The sequence below is a fragment of the uncultured Rossellomorea sp. genome (assembly GCF_947488365.1).
Lineage (GTDB): Bacteria > Bacillota > Bacilli > Bacillales > Bacillaceae_B > Rossellomorea.
Genome location: NZ_CANKZT010000002.1, coordinates 681573 through 704113, shown reverse-complemented (window position 1 = coordinate 704113; position 22541 = coordinate 681573). Strand labels below are relative to the sequence as shown.

Sequence of the window (22541 nt, the reverse complement as noted above, 5' to 3'; positions counted from 1 at the left end):
CGAAAGGAAGGGTTCATATGCTCTGGATTAAACTTAGTTCAATTGGTCTTTTACTGTTTCCTGTGATGAATGGTCAAGATCAATTACATATTCAATTTCAAAATCATGCGCCAATTTCGATAGAACGAAATTCATTGATTATACCATTGGTGGATGAACCAATAATGGACGAAAAGCAATATGAGGAATTTGTTTCAGAAGTGCAAAATCAGGTCTATACCCCTCCTCAGAATGCTTATATCAATGAAAAAAATCAAATTATTTCAGAAAGAGCCGGTTACAAACTTAATGAACGGCGATTTCGTGATCTGGTTTATTCCTTCTTCTTTTCTAGAGGGTCAATCAATACGGAAGCACCCCTTATGACAATACATCCCAAAGTCGACAGTGAGATCCTTTCTCACATCCGAACACAGCTTATTGGAAGATACGTCACATATTTCAATAAGCATAATGAGGAACGGACTCAAAATATCGTTCTAGCGACAGAGAAGATCAATAATACGGTTGTGTTCCCTGGAGAAGTATTCTCCTTTAACGGTGTGGTAGGAAAAAGAACGAAAGAAAAGGGATATAAAAAAGCCCCCGTGATTGTAAAAGGGGAACTCTCAGAAGATATTGGGGGTGGTATTTGTCAGGTATCATCCACTTTATTTAATGCGGTTGACCAGGCAGGTGTAAAAATATTAGAACGGTATCATCATTCAAAGAGGGTTCCTTACGTGCCTCTGGGAAGAGATGCTACAGTTAGCTGGTATGGACCCGACTTCACTTTTAGAAACGCTTATAACCAGCCACTGCTCATCCGTGCAAAAGTAATTGGTGGGCAAGTTATCACTTCGATTTATTCTTCCGATCTTATCAATGTAGAAAAAAGGAAGGTGCCTAGCGCTTCACAAGAATTATCTTCCGAGAAAGATGTGGATAAATCTATTCAAGAATAGTGTTCTTAGAATGAAAATGCACCTCCTTATTCATGAGGTGCTTTCCTTATTAATTGTATTCTAGAAATTCAATTCGATTACCAAATGGATCAGAGACGAAAAAGCGATCTCTGCCGTTAATCGGAGTATCTTCTTTTATCCTGATACCTTTCTCCATCAGGGTACGCCTAAGTGCATCTAAATCTGTAACAAGTAATCCTGGATGTGCTTTTGTTGCTGGCACAAAATCATTTTGTACCCCTACATGAATTTCTTGTGGTCCATATTGGAACCAACAACCGCCTCTCCCTTGAAGGTTTTCAGGTTTCGGTATTTCTTTCAGACCAAGAATTTCACCAAAGAACTTTCTAGCTTCCCCTTCGCTGCCTTTTGGTGCAGCAAACTGAATATGGTCAATACCTTTGAAAATGATGCTCATTATGTATCTCTCCCCTTTGATTCTTACTCGTTCATTTTACCATAAAATTCAATTTAAAAGAAAAAAGGAAAACATCTGCAAAGCAGATGTTTCCCTGGAATTATAAATTATTGAAGTTGTCGGATTCCATTCATAACGGTTGATACTAACAGATCCAAATCTTCCTCCTCAATGTTTAATGGAGGTGATAATGTTAGCACATTATTGTAACCGGCAACCGTTGCACCATTTTTCCCAATGATTACCCCTTTTTGCTTACAGTACCCAATCACTCCATTGACCATAGAAATATCTAAAGGTTCTTTTGTATCCTTATTACTTACCATTTCAATTCCAATTAGCAGACCTTTCCCTCTGACATCTCCAACATATTGATGATCTTGCAAATGATTTTTCAACGTGTTCAAAGCCTTTTCACCGAGATCAGCGGAGCGTTCAAAAAGCTTCTCACTCTCCATGATTTCAATGTTTTTCAAGGCAAGAGCACATGCTGCCGGATTTCCGCCAAATGTATTAATATGACGGAAGTAATCATATTCCTCAGATCCTTTAAACGCTTCATATATCTCTCGCTTCACGGCTGTTGCAGACAGTGGAAGGTACGCACTGGTAATCCCCTTAGCCATCGTAATGATATCCGGCTTCACATCATAATTCATGAAACCAAAAGGCTTGCCTGTACGTCCAAACCCACAAATCACTTCATCGACAATCATGAGTGCACCATGCTTCTCACAGACTTCTTTCGCCGCTTTCATATATTCATCTTGTGGAACGAGTATCCCACCCCCTGTGATGATCGGTTCCATGATTAACGCAGCCACTGTTTCACTTAATTCCCAGGTCATTGCTTGATCAATTGCCTTTACTCCAGGAAGTTCATGTGGACTTCCCCCCGATGTTTCATCGCGATAGCTATCGGGTGGAGCGATATGGATAAATCCGGGAGCTAACGGCTCATACTTATATTTCCGCTGAGCCTGACCTGTTGCGGCCAGGGCCCCCATGGAATTCCCGTGATACCCTCTATATCTGGAGAAGATTTTATACCGTCCGTGTTCCCCTTTTTGCTGATGATACTGCCTTGCTATCTTAAAGGCGGTTTCATTGGCTTCTGAGCCACTGTTGGAAAAGAAAATGACATAGTCATCCCCTAGTAAATGATTTAATTTCTCAGCAAGCTCAATAGCCGGCTGATGACTTTGTGTTAGTGGAAAGTAAGCCATTTTTTTAAGCTGAAGATAAGCTGCCTCTGCTAATTCCTGTCGACCATATCCTACGTTTACACACCATAGCCCTGCCATGCCATCCAGAAATTTTTGACCATCTTTATCTGTAATCCAAGACCCGGCAGACTCTGTAACGACCATTGTTCCATCAGGATTGTATGGTTTCATGGAATGCCAAATGAGCTTTTCATCATTCCTTAACCATACATCTTGAGATTGACCTGCTTTCACCATGAAAGTTCCCCCTAACTCAGATTAAAAATCAAATCGAGAAGTGATCATTTTCTTCCTAGTATAGAAATTTACTCCGTCCTTACCGTTTACATGCATATCCCCATAGAAAGAATCCTTCCACCCTGAAAATGGGAAGAACGCCATTGTCGCAGGAACACCAACGTTGATACCCAGCATTCCAGCGTCTGCTTCTTCTCTGAACTGTCGGACAGCCTTTGCATCTTTTGTGTAAATCGTAGCACCATTTCCATATCTTGATTGACGAATATAATCAAGTCCTTCATCCAAATCCTTGGCTCTCAGTAAACTGAGGATAGGGGCAAACATTTCTTCTTTTGCAATGGTCATATCCGGTGAAACATGGTCAAAGATCGTTGCACCCAAGAAGTTTCCTTCCTTGAAGTCATCCATTTCTTTACGCCCATCTCGTATGAGGGAAGCGCCTTCCTGCAGGCCTTTGTCAATATACCCCAGTGTCTTCTCTCGATGTTCTTTTCGAATGACGGGAGTGAGAAGCACTTCTTCGTCCATTCCGTTACCAATACATAATTCATCTGCTTTTTTACTTAAAGCTTTAACAAACGGTTCATTATCCCCTACAACCACTACGGCACTGCACGCCATACATCGCTGGCCAGCGCTGCCAAACGCTGAACTGATAATATGCTCAGCCGCTTTATTCATATCTGCATCAGGCATGACAACATGATGATTCTTCGCACCGGATAATGCCTGCACCCTTTTCCCATGAGAGGCAGCCTGTTGGTATACATATTTAGCCACCGGCTGAGACCCGACGAAGGATATGGCTGCGACATCTTTATGCTCGATCAATCCATTTACGACATCATGTGCACCATGCACGACATTTAGTACACCATCGGGCATTCCCGCATCTGTTAATAACTCTGCAAGCCTATTGGCTAAAATCGGGGTTCTTTCAGATGGCTTCAACACGAAAGTATTTCCACACGCAATTGCAAGCGGGAACATCCATAGGGGTACCATCATAGGAAAGTTAAAAGGCGTGATCCCCCCCACTACACCAAGTGGATAGCGGAACATTTCTGAATCTATATCCTCTGCAATACCACTAAGCGTTTCACCCATCATTAAAGTCGGTGCACCACAAGCGAATTCCACACACTCAAGCCCCCGCTGCACTTCACCATACGCCTCTTTAAATGATTTACCATTTTCCTGTACAACCAGTTTGGCCAACTCCTCATGATTGTCAGAAAGTAAGGAATGGTATTTATATAGAATACGGGCACGTTTTGGAACCGGCGTCTTCTTCCACGTTTGTGAGGCTTGCTTAGCAGCCTTCACAGCCATAGCGACGTCTTCTTTAGTAGAAATCGGAACTCTTGCAATCTCTTCATTTGTAGCAGGATTCACTACTTGTAAGGTCTGCGAGCTAAGAGAATCAACCCATTCACCTCCAATGTAATTCTTTAACACAGCTACGTCTTTTTTTATGATCGTCATATTCAATTCCTCCTTATTTTTTCATCGGAATTTTCTGATTGGTGTAGAACCTGTCGTATAGCTTATAGTTTTATTATGAAAGAAATTGTAAGTGGTTTCATTAGACATTGTGTAAAATAACCTGATATCTCAATTTGACATTTTACAATTAATTAATCTTCGACTTTTTCAAAGAGCTAAGTGGTTGCAAATAGTCATGGGCAGCAAGGAGAAACTCGATGGCCACACGTTTATCAGAGGTCATGAAATCATCTCCAAGTAAATCTTCAATTTTTTTGAGGCGATGGTAGAGTGTTTGTCTTACAATAAATAGTTGTTTGGATGTTTCCTGTTTTGATCCCTGACATGCAAGGAAAACCTTCAACGTCTTCAATAGACTGCCATCATGTTTACGATCATAATCCAGGAGCGGAGTGAGGTACTCTTCGATCATTTCCCACAGATTAACATTGTTGTTAACAATTGAAATCAGCCTGTATAAATGCAAATCATCAAAGAAAAAATACGCTTTTGATGCATCCACCTTTGACTGAAACATGAGACTATCTTTAGCTGTTTCATAGCTCTTGTGAATTTCCATCGTCTCCATTTGGTACTTGCCAGTTGCAAATACTGTTTGTGAAGAATCTTTAAAGAAATCAGACTGAAGAATCTTTTCGTAGGCAGTGGTGACTCTCGATTTCCAATCTCCAGTCCTCCTGGTGTCCAGAAGAATGAAAATGAGATCATTTCCTATTCTTTCGGGTAACACACGAAAACCCTGTTGTTCAAAAATGCTTCTGGTGACAAGGTTAAAAAAGGTTAAATCAATCGGCTCTTGTTGATTCAGCCTATTCGTCTGGCAAATACAGACGACACCACCATTGACCTGTACATTTAAGTCTCCTAAAAATGCGGATAGTCTCTCATAGGACTGTTCTCCTTTTAGCCAACAGGTAATCCATTTAGAGTCTTCTAAACGTTTTTGCTCGTTAAAATACAATTCTCTCATTAAATACTGTGCTAACGCCGTTGAAGTTCTGTCCAATATGAGGAGCTCGTATTCGCTAAAAGGATGATCGCTTCTGTATATACATAACTCTGCGTATTCCTGGTCAAATAGAATAACTTTAGTGGAGGCAAAATGATGATTACGGGAATCTTTATGACTGTGATAACATTTTCGTATTCTCTCTTCATCAGGTGAGCACATGAGAGGATAGATTTCCACCTCTTGCTCTTTTAGCTGAAATAGTACAGGGACAGCAAGCTCCTTATGTAAAACCTGAAGGATCTCTCTGAAGTGATTTACGCCGAGGAGCCTCCTGTTTAACTCCTGTGCATATGAATCCAGTTTTTTTATCATGTCGTATTGCTGATTGATGAGTACGGAGTGAATATCCTGAGTTATACTAACAAACGGAACTTCCCTTTGAAACACGATAATAGGAAAATCAAATGCATCTGCACACTTTAATACAGAAATTGGAATCGTAGAAATATTTGTATCAAGTTCAATGCAAATGGCCGCTGCTTCACTCTCATTTAACTGATGAAGGAGTGAAAGAAAGGTCTCCTCCTCTTGTAAAGCGATTCCTGTAGAAAGGATCAGTTCATTTCCGTTAAGAAGATTCTTTATCGATGTTACTTCGACTACATGGACCCACTTAACTTGACGGCTGAGACCATTGTGCCCAGCAATCACTTTAGCATGTTCAAAGTACCTTCTTACTAGAATATCTTCTACTGAGAAATAGTAATTACTTTTCATTTTTCTCTCCTCTTGTTCTGCCTTAGGAAAATGGAGAAAAAGGATTGGCGGAACCAATCCTTCATTTTGCTTCTATTCTTCTATATAGGGGATTGCAAACTGGATCTCTTCACTCCACCATTTCATTATTTCTTCATCTGATAGCTTTTGTGAAGATAAAACGGCTAACACCCAATCGATTAGCTCATCAGACGTTTGCATATTTCCAGGAAAGAGTGTCAGTTCCTTTCCTTCATGAGGTCCCATAACGTCACTCATCCAAGTTTCCCCCTTCAACTTTTAGTTTTGAAGTAATAGATTTGAGAAATATTTTCGTGCATTTGCCGTTTTCACATGAAGAGTGGCACTTCTTTTATTTTCAGTATGCTTAAACAGAACAAATGCCCCACTTAGGTTCTCTGTTATTTTCTCAATTTTAAAGCCTTTTTGAATGAGAAAATCAATTTTATCCCGTTCACTTAAAAACTCTTGATAATCAGACATGACGACACCCTTTCTATCGTATCTTCAGATAAGAACTACCTTAACTACCTTGCTTCCATGATTCTAAGAAAAACTTGTGCCTGTTGGCGATTCGTCTGATACAATGACTTCTTCGTCGACTTGAATTTCCCAATCGCGGCCGACAGACAAGCCAAGATATTTCTCATCACTCGGATCAATCAGTTCTGCCTGCGCGTATTTCTTAAACCACCAGAATTTAGCCAATACATAATAGCAAATAGCTCCAACCCCGAAGCCGACTAAAAATGAGAAGTTTGGAACGTAATAGGAGGCAATCCCTCCAATAATCCATGAAATGAACCCTGCAAGATTCACTCCTTTCATATACTTGAATTGTCCTTTGTCTTCATATAATGCAGGTACATTGACTCTTCGTTTCCTGATAAAGTAATAGTCTGAAATCAAAATTCCAACGATTGCTGACAGAATTCCCCCTACAAAAAGGAGAACCGGAATGATGACACCAAATAAATTCCATGGCTGTACAAGTGTCCCAACGATACCTGCTGTAATAACCCCTGCCCAGAACGGAAATCTCGGTCCCCCGACATTAGAGAATATGGTTGCAGCCGGAACGATATTCGCAGCAATATTCGTTGACCATTGAGCCAGGACGATCATCAGGAGAAGGACCCCTAAAACGAATCCGCTCGCTGCTTCTTGAAGAGCTACAACGGGATCATAATTTAGTACGGCAATATATGAAATCCCACCAATTAACACCATAAATGATTGAGTGATAGGAAGAGCTACAAGGTTACCAATTAACGAGCTTTTATTTCTCTTAAACCAATTCCGCTCATTTTTTGGAGCTTTCATGAATCGGGAAATGGACGGAATGTCAGCAGATAGAGTTGCCCAAAATCCCATATTACTGAATATGACAACCAGGAAAGCCGTAAACGTGGCAGCACCTGTTACCGGACTTTCAACCCAGCTCCAAATGTCTCTCCCTTGAGAAGCAGCTGAATCAGACAGGGAAGAATACATCCATACAGAAATAAGAATGATGACAGGTGCAGCAAGGTCGGCAAATCTTTCTACCGCTTTGATCCCCAGAGCAGTATTTACTAATTGAAGGACAGCAAAAATCAAGAAACATACAAACCAATTATCAAAACCAAATAAAATATTTAAAATACCATTCATTGCTGTTGCACCAAAGTAAGTGTTTATTCCAAACCACATTGATGCAGCCAGACCTCGCACTACAGAAGGAATATGGGTACCAAGGGTTCCAAAAGGTGCTCTCATATAAACTGGAAATGACACCCCATGCTCAATCCCGATATCCCCGGTCAATGTAATAAATAGACCGATCGCAAGTGACCCAATAATGGTGGCAAGCACAACAAGAGGCAGAGGCAGGGATACGACCCCGGCTCCTCCAATGGCGAAGGTTGCAAGGACCACAACCATTCCTACCCACATAAATGAATAGCCAAGCTTGGTGATTTTTCTTTCGCTCTCTTTAATCGGTAATAAATCAGGAGACTTTAAATAACTTTTCTTCATCTTGAACACCCCTTATTTGTTTGCATCGAATGGCAAAACCAAATCTTTGACAAGAGAGGCCAGAGGGAGGCAGTCTCCCCTCCCCCGGCAGGAGTTGTTCTACAGTTAAGGTGCATTGTTTTCTAAAGTTTTTAAGACTTAGAGGATTGGAGTGCTTCACTCTCTTCACTTGCAAGAAGCTTACCGTATTTCGCTCTCTTAATATACTTTCCGGTTCCCAGCTTACCGACGAACTGTTTATCTTTAATGACATATTCACCTCTGGACAATACAGAAACAGGTTCACCTTTTATATTCATGCCTTCAAACGGGTTATAATCTGCTGCCATATGATGAGTTTCAGCGCTTATCACTCTCTCAGCACTTGGATCGAAAATGACCACATCTGCATCAGAACCCACTGCAATGGTTCCTTTCTGAGGATAAAGACCAAACAGCTTTGCACTTCGAGTAGACATGATATCAACAAACTGGTTTAAGCTTATCCGCCCTTTCTCAACTCCTTCTGAGAATAATATGGATACTCGGTCCTCAACAATCGGTCCGCCATTCGGGATTTTAGTGAAATCATCTTTCCCAAGATCCTTCTGCCCTTGGAAATCAAATGAGCATTGATCAGACCCTAACGTTTGCAGCTGGCCACTTTTCAAGGCATTCCAGAGAACATCTTGGTGCCACTTCTCACGAAGGGGCGGAGACCAAACGTATTTAGCTCCCTCAAAATTCGGACGCTCTAAATAGGTTTGATCAAGCACAAGATACTGAGGACATGTTTCTCCCCAAACATTCAATCCTTTACTTCGTGCTGCTGAAATCTGTTCAACGGCATCAGAGCAGGATACATGTACAACATATAATTGGGAATCTGCCAATCCGGTTAGTTTAGCTGCGCGGCCAGTCGCTTCACCCTCCAGTTCAGGAGGTCTCGTCAACGCGTGATAAATTGGTTCCGTTTTCCCTTCCTCTAAAGCCTTTTCGGTTAAATACTCAATAACGTCGCCATTCTCAGCATGTACCATTACCAGTGCCCCTAATTCCTTCGCGGCTATTAAGGTTCTAAATAGCGTTTCATCGTCTGCCTGGAACACATTCTTATATGCCATAAAGACTTTGAATGATGTAATCCCCTCTTTATCCATCACCTCAGGAAGCTGTGATAGAACATCTTGATTGATTTCCCCGATCATTAAATGGAAACTATAATCGATGACTGCTTTATCCTTAGACTTCGCATGCCAAGTATCAATTGCATTTTGAAGAGGTTCTCCCTTATTGGTCAAACAGAAATCAATGAGTGTCGTCGTTCCTCCAAACGCTGCTGCAATGGTTCCACTCTCGAAATCATCCTTTGATACCGTCCCACCGAAGGGCATTTCCAGATGAGTATGGGGGTCGATCCCACCGGGAAAAATGTACTTTCCCTTCGCGTCAATTACTTCTGCACTGCTAGTATCGAATCCTTTACCTATAGCTGCGATCTTCCCATTTTGTATAAGCACATCCGCTTTATATGTGTCTGTTGCCGTAACAATGGTTCCATTTTGAATTATTTTATTCATTTTCATACCTCCAGAATTATTTCGCCGTGTTTGCTCTAGCTTCGGATAGGTTCCCTACCACCGCTTGACGTTCATTCCATGTCATTGGCATATGTCCGCTTGGAACCTCTATCATGTCAATAGCTCCATCAACCGGACATACAATCGAACATAAATTACAACCGACACAATCTTCTTCCCGCACTTTTAAATAGCTGTTTCCTTTAGGGTCTTTCAGCATGTCAATGCATTGATGAGATGTATCTTCACAGGCAATATGACATTTATTACAGTTAATACATACATCCGTGTTGATTTTTGCCACAACACTATAATTTAGATCAAGATTTCCCCAATCAGAAAATCTCGGTACTGATTTCCCGACGATATCCTGGACTGAAGCAATCCCTTTTTCATCCAAATAATTATTTAAGCCATCAAGCATATCTTCGACAATTCTAAAACCGTGATGCATAGCAGCAGTGCATACCTGAACACCCGATGCTCCCATTAGCATAAATTCGACGGCATCCTGCCAATTTGAGACTCCTCCCATCCCTGAAATCGGAACGTTGATACGTGGATTTCTGGCGCATTCGGCAACCATATTCAATGAAATCGGCTTCACTGCAGGTCCGCAATAACCTCCATGAGCACCTTTTCCGGCTACATGAGGAATGGTGTTCCAGGAATCCAGATCAACCCCCGCTAAACTGTTGATTGTATTGATCATACTTACTGCATCCGCTCCACCGCGGACAGCCGCTTCAGCTGTGACTGTAATGTCGGTAATGTTTGGTGTAAGCTTTACAATTACAGGTGTCCTGGCTACCTCTTTCGCCCAATGGGTTTGTTTCTCAACAAGTTCAGGTACCTGACCGGACGCAGATCCCATCCCCCGTTCAGCCATTCCGTGTGGACATCCGAAATTCAGTTCCAGTCCATCAACACCGACATCTTCAACCTTCTTTACGATCTCATGCCACTTTTCTTGTTTAGGCTCTACCATTAATGATGCAATGATTGCATGATTCGGAAACCGTTTCTTTGTTTCATAGATTTCCTTCAAATTCACTTCTAATGGACGATCTGTAATAAGCTCTATATTATTAAATCCAGCTACCCTTTGACCGTTAAAGCTTACCGCTGCAAACCTTGAAGATACATTTATAATAGGCTCCCCTAATGTTTTCCACACAGCTCCACCCCAACCGGCTTCGAATGCTCTCTGAACCTGGTAGCCTGAATTTGTTGGCGGCGCGGACGCCAGCCAAAATGGATTAGGTGATTTTATTCCAGCTAAATCAATGTTTAAATTTGCCATGAGTTCCCCCCCCTAGGACAATCTTAATTCACGTGGACTTTCTCCAATTGTGCATGTAAATGATAGGCGGCAAGTTTCCCTTGCTCTGCAGCCGTAACGACCATCGCCTCTCCTACTCCCTTACCAAAAACAACGTCTCCACAGGCGAAAATCTTTGGATTAGAGGTTTGGAAGGTTTCCCGGTTAACCTGTACAACCCCGTCTGAATGCTCCAGTCCGAACTGTTCAATAAGCGATAGATGACGAGTTTGCCCAATCGCTTTAATGACTGCGTCAACAGGAAGCACAAACAGTGAGTCTTTTACAGGAATCGGACGTCTTCTTCCATCTTCCCCGGGCTCTCCTAACTCCATCTTGATGCATTCGATTCCCGTTACTTCTCCCGCATCATTTCCTATAATTCGCTTAGGTGCCGTTAGCCAGCGGAATTCTACTCCATCCTGCTTTGCAAATTCGTACTCAAAATCATAAGCCGTCATCTCTTCTTGTGTACGTCGGTATAAGATTTTTACATTGTCTGCTCCTAAGCGGACAGAACAGGTAGCTCCATCGATAGCTGTATTTCCCGCCCCAATCACCACCACTTTTTTGCCCACATAGTCTTGCGTCAGCTTGCCACTTTTCGTTGCCTTAACAAATTCAATGGCGTCATGAACTCCTTTTAAGTTTTCCCCTTCAATTTTCAAATCTGGAACATGGGACATTCCTGCTGCCAGGATGACAAAATCATGGCTCTCTACGATTTCATCTGCAGATATGTCTTGACCAACTTTTACATTGGTTCGAATATCGACATTCAATTTCTTTACCTGGTCCACTTCCCAAAAGGATACGCTCTGGGGTAGGCGGAAAGATACGATACCATAAGTATTCAAGCCTCCCGCTTCTTTTTCAGCTTCATAAATGGTCACTTCATAACCGAAACGTGCAAGTTCCCTTGCAGCAGATAGACCGGCTGGTCCCCCTCCGATAATCCCAACTCTAATCCCGTTTGGTTCTCCTGCTTGAAATAGCACAGTGTCGTTATGTCTCGCCCAATCTGTTGCATATCGCTGCAGGTCACCAATCATGATTGGCTTGGTAGAATGATTCAGTACACAAGCCCCTTCACACAGCTCTTCTGTCGGACAGACACGTGAGCAGCTCGCTCCCACGGGATTTGCAGTCATGATTGTTTTGGCCGATCCTTTCAAGTTTCCTGATGCGATTTTTTTAATAAAAGAAGGTATATCTATGCTTGTGGGACAAGCTTGTATGCACGGAGCATCATAACAATACAAACAGCGATTCGCTTCCTCCAATGCTTCCCTATTGGTCAATCCTTCATGGGCTTCGAGAAAATTCTTCTCAAGATTGAGTAACGAAAGTGTGTTAGACAAACTGACTTCCCCCTCTTTATTTCCAATTGATTTTCATTACCTATTAAACACACCACGGCTGACAATGATGGTTCACCGTCAGCCTCAATTTATCAAGGAAGTAAAGCCGTCATATCGTTATAGGTTTCAGGCCTGCGATCACGATAGAACTGCCATGTATCCCGGACTTCTCGTAATAATTTCTTATTCATTTCACCTATGATAACCTCATCACTATCTCTGCCTCCAATGGAAACAAAGCTGCCTCTCGGATCGACTAAATAAGACTGTCCGTAAAATTCACCCATATTCCAGGGACCCTCAAAACCAACACGATTAATAGCTCCTAAGTAGTAGCCGTTTGCCACCGCATGGGCAGGCTGCTCAAGCTTCCATAAGTATTCAGATAAACCAGCTACGGTTGCAGATGGATTGAACACAATTTCTGCCCCTTTTAATCCTAATAAGCGGGCTCCTTCAGGGAAATGACGGTCATAACAAATATAAACTCCCACTTTTGCATAAGCAGTATCGAATACCGGGTACCCAAGGTTACCAGGTTTAAAATAATATTTCTCCCAGAATCCGTAACCTTCCTCTCCAACTCCCACATGTGGAATATGCTGTTTCCGATATTTTCCGAGATAGGATCCATCTGCATCGATGACCGCTGCTGTATTATAGTAAGTGGCTATTCCTTCTCTCTCATAGATTGGTAGAACGATGACGACACTAAGCTCTTTGGCTAACGCCTGAAACTGTTTTGTGGTTGGACCATTGGGTATTTCTTCGGCAGAGTCATACCACTTTGGATTTTGTTCGGAGCAAAAATAAGGACCATAGAAAATTTCCTGTAAACAAATGATTTGAGCTCCCTTTTTTGCTGCGTCTCGGACCAGTTCCACATGTTTCTTGATCGCTTGCTCCTTATGGACGTCTACTCCTTCACTGCCATCCACATCATGAGAAGCTTGAATAAGTCCAATTTTCACCAAGTCTGACATTTCATTACCCCCTACACAAATAGATTTTATAAAATAGTAAGCGCTTTCATTGTTTTTTGCTCCATTGTTTCACACTTACTAGATTTCACTGGCTGAAATTAAAGTCTGAATTTTAAGTATTTTCACTTTATTTTAACTCGTACATTTACAGAATGCACTATACATTCTGTAACACTAACTTCCTATCTTATTTGTCACTATGTACATTCTTGAAACATTCTGATCATCTTGATCGTTTCTCTTAAGGTAGCATACTTATTTTACGAAATTTGTAGAATGATTTGTTATAATCTTTTAAAAATTCAGTTTTCATTCGACAATAAAATCTGCCTATTCTCTGGATTCATTTATTTTCATTCCTAAGAGTCTGTGCAACTGCACTTGAACCATTTGAACTTTCCAAATAAAAAACAGCCTTCTCTATTGAAAAGGCTGTTTTTGTCGATAATCGTTATGAATTTACTGAGTTCATCTCTAGTAATTTTTGTCTGCGGGGTTTGTATTTTACTACTTGTCCTACAAACCAAATCAAGACAGCCAACCAAATGACGGATCCAATTATCATCGCTGTTGAATAAGGTAGACCAAAACCTTCTGGAGCGTAAAAAATATACGAACTCACAACTCCTGTCATAAACAATGCAGGGATGCTGCAAATCCAGTGGAACCTTGCCTGCTGTAATAAATAAATGGCAGCGGTCCACAACATGACGGTTGCTACTACCTGGTTGGACCAGCCTACATATCTCCACAGGAAGGTATAGTCGATTTGAGTAAGTAAAAATGTCGGGATTGCCACAGGAATGACCAACAAGACCGGCAACCATTTCCCTTCTACATCTTTCTTCCGCAGATCTTTCAGTAAATCTGCAAGCATCATTCTAGAGGATCTTAAAGCGGTATCGCCTGTTGTAACTGGAAGGATGATTACACCAAGGACAGCCAGTATTCCACCTAAAGTTCCTAACGTCGTATTGCTGATCTCATTTACCACTCCAGCAGGTCCGCCTGCGGCCAACGCTTCTTGAAGCCCTGCCGTTCCATTGAAGAATGCCATACCTGCTGCAGCCCAGATCAAGGCAATGATCCCTTCAGCTACCATCGCCCCATAGAATACTTTCCGACCTTCACTTTCTCTTTTTAAGGTTCTGGCTAAGATGGGACTTTGAGTGGAATGGAATCCAGAGATTGCTCCACATGATACAGTAACCATCAGTAAAGGCCATAGAGGCAGTTCATTTGGATGTAAATTTTCAAATGTTAGATTTGGGACTGGATGCTCAAAGAAGAACAAGCCAATTCCGATCGCCACTGCCATAAAGATAAGGATTGCTCCAAAGAACGGATAAACCTTTCCAATAATCTTATTGATCGGTAAGATAGTCGCAATAAGAAAGTATGTAAAAATAAGGATAAGAGACGTCATAAAATTCAGAGGTGTTACCTCAGCCATTAATTGTGCAGGTCCCGACGTAAAAGCAGCGGCTACGAGAACCATCAACACGATCGATAAAATGTTCATAACGGATTGCACGGGCTTTCCTAAGTATTTTCCCACGATAGAAGGAAACTGTGCTCCATTATGCCTAAGTGATAACATTCCTGAAAAGTAATCATGAACCGCTCCTGCAAACAGAGTGCCGATCACGATCCATAGAAATGCTACAGGTCCATATAAAGCACCTAAAATTGCCCCGAAGATCGGACCTAACCCCGCAATGTTTAACAATTGAACCAGGCTCGCTTTCCACCAGCTCATGGGCATATAATCCAAGCCGTCTTTCTTTTTATATGCAGGTGTCACATTGGAATCATCAACACCGAAAATCTTTTCTACCACCTTTGAATAAATGAAATAACCTACTACTAGAATACAGATGGATGCAAGAAATGTTAGCATCACGATGTCCTCCCTTCAGTAAATGAATTTAACGTTTATTTTAATACGATAAACGACAAAAAACAACAGAATTTTCTAAAAATATTATTTTTTTAGAATAAAATGAAATATATCTTATGTACTTAAGACGTTTAAAACAATGTTGTAAGGGATTTCATTATTTTAAAAAAGTTTTATAACATAATACATATTCAGTGAATCATGTTGACAAAATCAACACTCTTTCAGAAAAGACCCTTTTGAAAAGGCAAAAATAAAAAACACCCCTTATAAGAGGTGCATGACACGCGCTGGAAGCTACTGTATCTTTCCTTTTGCAAATTTTTCATGCGCTTTTAAAAATTCTTTATTATTCCTTTCCTTTGCAATTTCCAATGGAGTACGTTCATTTCCTGAATGTAGCTCTTGCCCTTCTCCGTGAACCAGTAATAGGGACACAATCTCTTCACTTCCGTCGAAAGCAGCGATATGTAAAGGTGTGTGACCAGATGAATCCGGTTGATTTACATTCGCTCCTTGTTTTAGTAAAAATTCCACAAGTTCTTTAGAGGCTTTCCCTGCTATCCCTGCATGCAAAGCTGTGTTGGAAGGTATGTAGGAAACTTTCGAATTCGATAGGGAATTGATATCCGCACCAAAATTCAAAAGAAGTTCGACAATCTCCATATGTCCATAATGTGCAGCCACTCCCAAAGCCGTTAATCCATGTTCATTATCTGCATTACAGAGGTTTGTGTCATTTCTCAATGACTTTTCTACTGTCACTTTATCACCGGTTTCAATTGCTATAAAAAATTCTTCAATTGTAAAGGTTGTCATCACTTTCACCTCATTTTTTCATAATTACAAATATTCTACCAATTCAAATCAAAAAAAGATAGGGAAGACTCCCAAAATAGGGAGTCTTCCCTATAAAAAATTACTGATCCAGTTTTAATTTGGCTAAAGCATCAGCTAATGCGGTATTGACAGGCTCTTCCTTCTGTTGTGTTTTCAAATACTTATTTACATCTCGTTTTGTAGCTTTACTGTTCTTTGCTTTTTTCCTACGATCATTGAACGTTGATAGTTTTTCTCTATGTCCACATACACAGGTGAACATCTGCCCTTCCCCTTCTCCTCTTAAATCCAAGCGCTTATGGCAGTTAGGGCAACGGGCATTCGTCTTTTTACTGATATTTTTCCGATGACCGCATTCACGATCTTGACAGACCAGTTTTTTTCCATGCTTGTTTTTTATCTCCAGCATCAGATTCCCACAGTCTGGACATTTCGTACCCGTTAGATTATCATGAGAGAACTTCTTAGTGGAATTCTTGATTTCACTTACTGATTTCTTCGTGTAGTCTTTAATTTCTTTTAAAAATTCCTTTTTATTAAGGGAACCGTTCGCGATTTTCTCAAGTTTTTGCTCCCACTCTGCTGTGAGTGTCGGGGATTGTAATTCAAGAGGGGCCAAATCCAATAATTGCTTTCCTTTAGAGGTTATAACAATTTCTTTTCCTTTCGGCTCAATCACTCCTGAGTTAAAAAGCTTTTCTATTATATCTGCCCTTGTCGCAACTGTACCCAGTCCCCCCGCTTCATGTATGGTATTGAGAAGATCTTTGTTGCTATCTTTCATGAATTTTTTAGGATTTTCCATAGCAGATAGAAGTGTTCCTTCATTGAAACGGCCGGGAGGGTCCGTTTTTCCTTCTGTTTCTTTCATTGCCAGAACAGTAAACATATCCCCTTCTTCCATTTTTGATAGCAATTGATCTTTTTCGGAATCAAAATCATATACTTCTTTCCAACCGTTTTCTAAAATCCGCTTTCCTTTTGTCTGAAAGGTTTCAGTACCTATCCTTGCTTCTATTGTCGTTTGCTCATACAGGTATGGAGGGTAGAATGCGGCTAAGAAGCGTTTCACGATTAATTCATAGATCTTTCTTTCACGGTCCTGTAACTTTTGGAGGAACGGTGTCTCCTCCGTCGGGATAATGGCATGGTGATCTGTCACCTTTTGGTCATCGACATATGCTTTTGAAAGCTGCATTGAGCTCTGCAACGCTAAATGAGCCATTTTGCGATAAGGTTGGACGCTCACTGCTTTCAATCGGTCCTTCAATGTAGATACCATATCACTGGATAAATGCTTGCTATCTGTTCTAGGATAGGTTACTAATTTATGCTGCTCGTACAATTTCTGCATAATGGATAGTGTTTCTTTAGCTGAGAAGCCAAAAATCTTATGGGCATCCCTTTGGAGTTCAGTTAAATCATATAAAGAAGGAGCGTAATTCTTCTTTAGGGATTTTTTTACTGACTGAATAGTGATTTCCTTTTTGTCTTTCAATAAATTCATGACGTTTGTTATTTCTTCTTTAGAAAATGTTTTTGTATCTTTATTTTTACGGTTTGTCCAAATGAACGTACCGCATTCCGTTGTGGCTTGTGCCCCATAATAAGTTTGTGGTTTAAAGTTCCTGATTTCTTCTTCCCTTTGAGCAATGATGCTTAACGTAGGTGTTTGTACACGTCCACATGATAACTGTGCATTGTGCTTGGTAGTCAGAGCCCTGGTTGCATTCATTCCCACATACCAATCGGCTTCAGATCTCGCTTGGGCAGCAGCATATAGGTTTTCGTATTTTTGGGCATCTTTCAGTTTATTGAATCCGTCTTTAATCGCTCTGTCGGTGACAGATGAAATCCATAATCGTTTCAGCGGTTTATTTACCCGGGCCTTTTCAATGATCCAGCGGGCAACAAGCTCCCCTTCCCGACCGGCATCAGTGGCAATGACAATCTCTTTTACGTCCGGACGGTTCATTTGCGCTTTGACTGAACTAAATTGCTTCCCTGTCTTCTTAATGACCACGAGGTTGAGGGATGGGGGAAGCATAGGTAAATCCTCAAGGTTCCATGATTTGTAGCGGTCATCGTAGCTTTCAGGTTCTGCTAATGTGACTAAATGCCCCAGGGCCCAGGTAACAATATATTCGTTCCCTTCCAGGAATCCATTTCCTTTTTTCGTACACTGAAGTACTCTGGCAATATCTCTACCGACAGAAGGCTTTTCTGCCAGGACTAAAATCTTTTTCATGTAAAAAATCCTTTCACAGCTAAAGTTTCAATATCTTTTTTATTTTAACATACAATAAAACGATTAGTCCTTTAGAGTTCACGTCTATAAAAGGTTATACTATACTTAGGAATAGTTGATTTACACAAAGGGGTTATAGGACATTGCATCATGACATACTAAAAGATTCCTTTCTTCCCAAAGAAGCTTTGGGCATCTTCATCATTGTTTTAATCAGTTTATTATCTAAAGGTTTAGGAACTCTCTTCCCTCTCATCGGGAGTTTGTTATTTGCGATTGTAATTGGAGTAATTCTTCAGAATACAACCAGGCTTCCTTCATCATTCGATTCAGGTATACAATTTACCCTGAAGACAGTATTGAAAGTGGCCATCGTATTTCTTGGTGTCGGCTTGAGCCTGTACGATATCCTTGATATTGGACAGAGAGCTTTATGGGTTATATTTCTTTCGGTTTCCATTGGTATTACTGTGACATATTTCATTGGCAAATGGCTTCGTATCGACAAACGGTTAAGCTTGTTAATAGGAATCGGTACAAGTATTTGCGGGGCAACGGCCATTTCAGCCGTAAAAGGAATTATCGGCGCGAAAGAAAATGAAACCGCCTATGCTTTATCGACGATTGTATTCTTTAATTTAATTGCTTTTATTACCTATCCTATCATTGGCTACCTCCTTCATATGTCCGAATTATCGTTTGGCATTTGGGCAGGAACCGCTGTACATGACACATCTTCAGCAATTGCTGTGGGATATGCATTTGGGGATGAAGCGGGAGAGGTTGCAACAACAGTAAAGCTTGCCCGTACATTATTCTTGATTCCCGTCATGTTTTGCTTACCTTTTATTTTGAGAAAGAAAAATGAAGGTGAACCTTCATACAATAAGGTATTCCCTTGGTTTGTTTTCTTATTTTTGGGGGTATCTTTACTTCATACATTTGGTTTAATTCCAGTAACCATCGAATCATACCTTGAGATTTCGTCAAAATTCATGATTATCATGGTAATGGCAGCGGTGGGTCTTCAAGTCAGAATAAAGGATATCACCCAATTAGGATTCAAACCCCTCCTTACTGGTTTCATTGCTTCTATTACATGTGCTGTCATCAGTTTATTCCTTATTCTATAACCAATCACTCTTACATGTGATTGGTTTTCTCATGAAAAAAAGAGCATCTAGTGAGATGCCCCCTGTACTGTTTTACCATCCCTTATGCGATAAATTCCTTTAAACTCTGAAGAAGAAAAAACTAGGAAGAGGCCGTCTTCCTAGTAAATGCTATTCTTCGTCTCCTTCTAAGAAGTCTGGATCTAACTCTTCAAATTCTTCATCATCTAAGTCACAATCCCAGTCTTCATCGTCACAACCTTCAGGATTTACAAGGACACATACTTTCGTTTCTCCTATAACTTCCACTAAGAATTCACGTTCGACGTGAACAATGATTTTGTTTCCATTTGGTGAAATAACCGCTTCGCAGCAATTCGGCTGTTGCAGTACTCGAGCACATACTTCAATATCATCTAAGCAATCAGGATCACGGTATTTCAGCTTAATGCAATCTGTATACTGTACTCTCTCTGTTACAACGGATGTCTTTGTGTTGTCACTGTGGGAGTACCATACGTTGATATCGTATGAACCGTGAATTTCAACCTTCTTGCCTACTTTGTGTGCTTCATACTGATGATTAATGATCCAGCAGCCTAAAATGCTCGATGGATTATGCGGCGGGCTAATCGTATGATGAGACTGTGTGAATTTACGTCCCTTCGCTACGACCGCTTTAGTAATAATCTCTCTATATTCTGCCATTCGAGCGAACCTCCTCATTCATTTTCAATTCATCTTATGCGACTATCTAGGTGTTTGTGCGAGTAAATTTAATTACATAATGGGATTGTTGCGAGATAATGTATTGTATGCGAATACCCATTGAATGTTCCGGAATGCACTTTCTCCCTCATAGAAAAAACGATGAACTCAACGAATACGAAAAAGGAAGCATTATCAAAAAGAGCATGCAAAAAAAACGATCTCTGCATGAAAGGGAAATTCCCTTAAGCAGAGATCGTTTTTTATAATGTCATTGTTTTTTCTATTAAGAACAGCTGCCAGGCGTTGAGTTTTTCACTTGTGATCCAGTTTCTCCACGAAGTAAGTCTCCCCCGGTGGTTTCGATGATATGATCTGTCACATTATTTGAAATAACGGACGCAACAATTTGAAGTAAATCATTTACATCTGTTTGTGACTCTTTGAATTGTTGTACTACTGGAATGGCATCGATTTCCTTTTCCAGGTTTTCGATTTTTGCTTCAACCATTTTTAGAGCTTCTATTTTTCCATAATGCTGAAAGTTCACAGCCTGTTTTTGTAAACTCTTAATACTCGCGATCATTTCTCGTACTTTTTGATTTTCATGAATCTGTGCCTCTGCTCGTTTAAAGAAATCCACTTCTTCTGTTTCAGCAATCATTGTTGCAAGCTCTTCCGCTCGTTTCATGATATCGTCTTTAGTATACTTTGCCATATTAATTCACCTCTACCGGTTCTTGAAATTCTGATCCAATTAGGCCTTCTTCGACCATTTCCCCATCCAGTGACCAAGATTTAGCATCTGTGATCTTAACTTTCACGATTTTTCCAATGGCTGTTTTAGGAGCCTTGAAGTTCACAAGCTTACTGCGTCGAGTATAACCGGCAAGAATGTCAGGATTTTTCTTACTCTCCCCGTCTACCAGCACCTCAACGATCTGTCCTTTATAGTTCTTCATCGCTTCAGCCGAGTACTCTTTCACAACTGCATTTAATCGTTGAAGTCGCTCTTTTTTCACTTCCATCGGTACATTGTCATTCATCTTCGCCGCAGGGGTACCTTCCCTTGGAGAATAGATGTACGTGAAAGCAGATTCAAACCCGACTTCTCTGTATAGTGAAAGTGTTTCTTCAAACTGTTCGTTGGTCTCATTCGGATATCCAACGATGATGTCAGTTGTAAGAGCCACGTCTGGCATCGCTGTTTTTATTTTCCGTACTAATTCTAAGAATTGCTCCCTCGAATATTTACGGGCCATAATCTTCAGAACATCTGTCGAACCGGATTGAACCGGTAAATGAATATGCTCAACCAGATTCCCTTTTTTCGCAAGTACTTCGATTAAATGATCATCAAAATCTCTAGGGTGACTAGTCGTAAAACGAATACGTGGAATGTCCACTTTACGAAGGTCATCCATTAAATCACCTAGGCCATATTCAAGATCCTCAATATCTTTACCATATGCATTTACGTTCTGACCAAGAAGAGTGATCTCTTGGTAACCCTGGGCGGCCAGATGACGTACCTCGTGAATGATTTCTTCAGGACGGCGGCTCCGTTCCTTACCACGTGTGTATGGAACAATACAGTAGGTACAGAACTTGTCACATCCGTACATGATGTTAACCCATGCTTTTATGTTGCCACGACGAACCTTCGGAAGGTTCTCTATGACGTCCCCTTCTTTAGACCAAACTTCTACGACCATCGCTTTAGACATATAAGCATCAGAAAGGATTTTAGGAAGGCGATGGATATTATGCGTTCCAAAAATCATATCAACTTGTTGATATGTTTTCAGGATTTTATTTACAACTGATTCTTCCTGGGACATACATCCGCAGACACCTATTAAAAGCTCTGGCTTTTCACGTTTTAGATGTTTCAAGTGTCCTAATTCGCCGAACACCTTATTCTCAGCATTTTCACGAATGGCACATGTATTTAAAAGGATAACATCTGCGTCATCTGTCGAATTCGTCGCTTCATAGCCTAGTGCCATGAAAATCCCTGCCATTACTTCCGTATCATGTTCATTCATTTGACAACCATACGTACGGATATAGAACTTCTTGCCTTCCCCGAGTCCCCTGTATTGATCATCAATCGTAAAATCGTTATGATATTTAATTTCTTCTTTCCCACGCTTTTTTGCATCTTTCAACGAAGGCGGGATATAGACACTTTCGAAGTATTTACTGTAATCCTTTACGGATTTTTGGTCCGATGGAGTAACAGACTTCGATTGTTGTCCATGTTTTCGTTGTTCTTCGTTCATGAAAAATCCCCTTTCTACCTCTAAAACCAAACCGCTTATCTTCTATAATAAGATCTAACAAGAGATACATTCTTGCACATTATAATAGTATAAAGGTTTTCTGGTCTACATACAATAGAGGCGCTTAAGTGTTGAAAAATGG

General features: G+C 40.7%; 19 protein-coding genes. 2 read left to right on the top strand and 17 right to left on the bottom strand.

What is annotated here, in order from left to right:
* Positions 1-17: 17 nt before the first annotated feature.
* Complete coding sequence (locus Q1B03_RS10425; protein WP_299741037.1) at positions 18-944, top strand: VanW family protein; 927 nt, start codon at positions 18-20, stop codon at positions 942-944.
* Between the two features lie 49 nt (positions 945-993).
* On the opposite strand, the gene Q1B03_RS10420 is transcribed toward Q1B03_RS10425, so the two are convergent.
* The 14 genes from Q1B03_RS10420 to Q1B03_RS10355 form a co-directional block, all read right to left on the bottom strand.
* Positions 994-1362, bottom strand: coding sequence for a VOC family protein (locus Q1B03_RS10420; protein WP_299741035.1), 369 nt, complete (start codon positions 1360-1362; stop codon positions 994-996).
* 107 nt (positions 1363-1469) lie between these two features.
* The gene (locus Q1B03_RS10415) at positions 1470-2825 is read right to left on the bottom strand and encodes an aspartate aminotransferase family protein (RefSeq protein WP_299741033.1); all 1356 of its coding nucleotides are present in this window, start codon (positions 2823-2825) and stop codon (positions 1470-1472) included.
* A gap of 21 nt (positions 2826-2846) precedes the next feature.
* Positions 2847-4313 (bottom strand): CoA-acylating methylmalonate-semialdehyde dehydrogenase, encoded by a 1467-nt coding sequence (locus Q1B03_RS10410; protein ID WP_299741030.1) that lies wholly within the window; start codon positions 4311-4313, stop codon positions 2847-2849.
* Positions 4314-4461: 148 nt separating this feature from the next.
* The gene (locus tag Q1B03_RS10405; RefSeq protein WP_299741028.1) at positions 4462-6063 is read right to left on the bottom strand and encodes a PucR family transcriptional regulator; all 1602 of its coding nucleotides are present in this window, start codon (positions 6061-6063) and stop codon (positions 4462-4464) included.
* A 72-nt stretch (positions 6064-6135) separates the two neighbouring features.
* Entirely contained in the window at positions 6136-6321 is a 186-nt protein-coding gene (locus tag Q1B03_RS10400) for a hypothetical protein (RefSeq protein ID WP_299741026.1), read from the bottom strand.
* A 21-nt stretch (positions 6322-6342) separates the two neighbouring features.
* On the bottom strand, positions 6343-6546 hold the full coding sequence (locus Q1B03_RS10395) for a hypothetical protein (RefSeq protein ID WP_113968125.1): 204 nt from the start codon (positions 6544-6546) through the stop codon (positions 6343-6345).
* 63 nt (positions 6547-6609) lie between these two features.
* A complete protein-coding gene (locus Q1B03_RS10390) occupies positions 6610-8082 on the bottom strand; it encodes an NCS1 family transporter (RefSeq protein WP_299741024.1) in 1473 nt (490 codons plus the stop codon).
* Between the two features lie 131 nt (positions 8083-8213).
* The gene (gene hydA / locus Q1B03_RS10385) at positions 8214-9641 is read right to left on the bottom strand and encodes a dihydropyrimidinase (protein WP_299741022.1); all 1428 of its coding nucleotides are present in this window, start codon (positions 9639-9641) and stop codon (positions 8214-8216) included.
* Between the two features lie 16 nt (positions 9642-9657).
* Positions 9658-10944, bottom strand: a complete 1287-nt coding sequence (gene preA, locus Q1B03_RS10380) for an NAD-dependent dihydropyrimidine dehydrogenase subunit PreA (protein WP_299741020.1) — start codon at positions 10942-10944, stop codon at positions 9658-9660.
* 23 nt (positions 10945-10967) lie between these two features.
* Positions 10968-12323: an NAD(P)-dependent oxidoreductase gene (locus Q1B03_RS10375; RefSeq protein ID WP_299741018.1), complete on the bottom strand. Its 1356-nt coding sequence runs from the start codon at positions 12321-12323 to the stop codon at positions 10968-10970.
* A 92-nt stretch (positions 12324-12415) separates the two neighbouring features.
* The gene (locus tag Q1B03_RS10370; RefSeq protein WP_299741016.1) at positions 12416-13306 is read right to left on the bottom strand and encodes a nitrilase-related carbon-nitrogen hydrolase; all 891 of its coding nucleotides are present in this window, start codon (positions 13304-13306) and stop codon (positions 12416-12418) included.
* A gap of 451 nt (positions 13307-13757) precedes the next feature.
* Positions 13758-15206: a carbon starvation protein A gene (locus Q1B03_RS10365; RefSeq protein ID WP_299741015.1), complete on the bottom strand. Its 1449-nt coding sequence runs from the start codon at positions 15204-15206 to the stop codon at positions 13758-13760.
* A gap of 297 nt (positions 15207-15503) precedes the next feature.
* On the bottom strand, positions 15504-16025 hold the full coding sequence (locus Q1B03_RS10360; protein WP_299741013.1) for an ankyrin repeat domain-containing protein: 522 nt from the start codon (positions 16023-16025) through the stop codon (positions 15504-15506).
* A gap of 100 nt (positions 16026-16125) precedes the next feature.
* Complete coding sequence (locus Q1B03_RS10355; RefSeq protein ID WP_299741011.1) at positions 16126-18294, bottom strand: DNA topoisomerase III; 2169 nt, start codon at positions 18292-18294, stop codon at positions 16126-16128.
* Positions 18295-18437: 143 nt separating this feature from the next.
* Here Q1B03_RS10355 and Q1B03_RS10350 point away from each other — a divergent pair, with 143 nt between their 5' ends.
* Positions 18438-19427, top strand: a complete 990-nt coding sequence (locus Q1B03_RS10350) for a YeiH family protein (protein WP_299741009.1) — start codon at positions 18438-18440, stop codon at positions 19425-19427.
* A 150-nt stretch (positions 19428-19577) separates the two neighbouring features.
* Here Q1B03_RS10350 and Q1B03_RS10345 read toward each other — a convergent pair whose 3' ends face one another.
* The 3 genes from Q1B03_RS10345 to miaB all read right to left on the bottom strand — a co-directional run bounded on the left by Q1B03_RS10345 (position 19578) and on the right by miaB (position 22399).
* Positions 19578-20114 carry an outer spore coat protein CotE gene (locus Q1B03_RS10345; protein WP_113968133.1) on the bottom strand — a complete coding sequence of 179 codons (537 nt, stop codon included), beginning with the start codon at positions 20112-20114 and terminating at the stop codon, positions 19578-19580.
* A 286-nt stretch (positions 20115-20400) separates the two neighbouring features.
* On the bottom strand, positions 20401-20832 hold the full coding sequence (locus Q1B03_RS10340; RefSeq protein WP_044337324.1) for a RicAFT regulatory complex protein RicA family protein: 432 nt from the start codon (positions 20830-20832) through the stop codon (positions 20401-20403).
* 1 nt (position 20833) lies between these two features.
* The gene (gene miaB, locus Q1B03_RS10335; RefSeq protein ID WP_299741006.1) at positions 20834-22399 is read right to left on the bottom strand and encodes a tRNA (N6-isopentenyl adenosine(37)-C2)-methylthiotransferase MiaB; all 1566 of its coding nucleotides are present in this window, start codon (positions 22397-22399) and stop codon (positions 20834-20836) included.
* Positions 22400-22541: the final 142 nt, after the last annotated feature.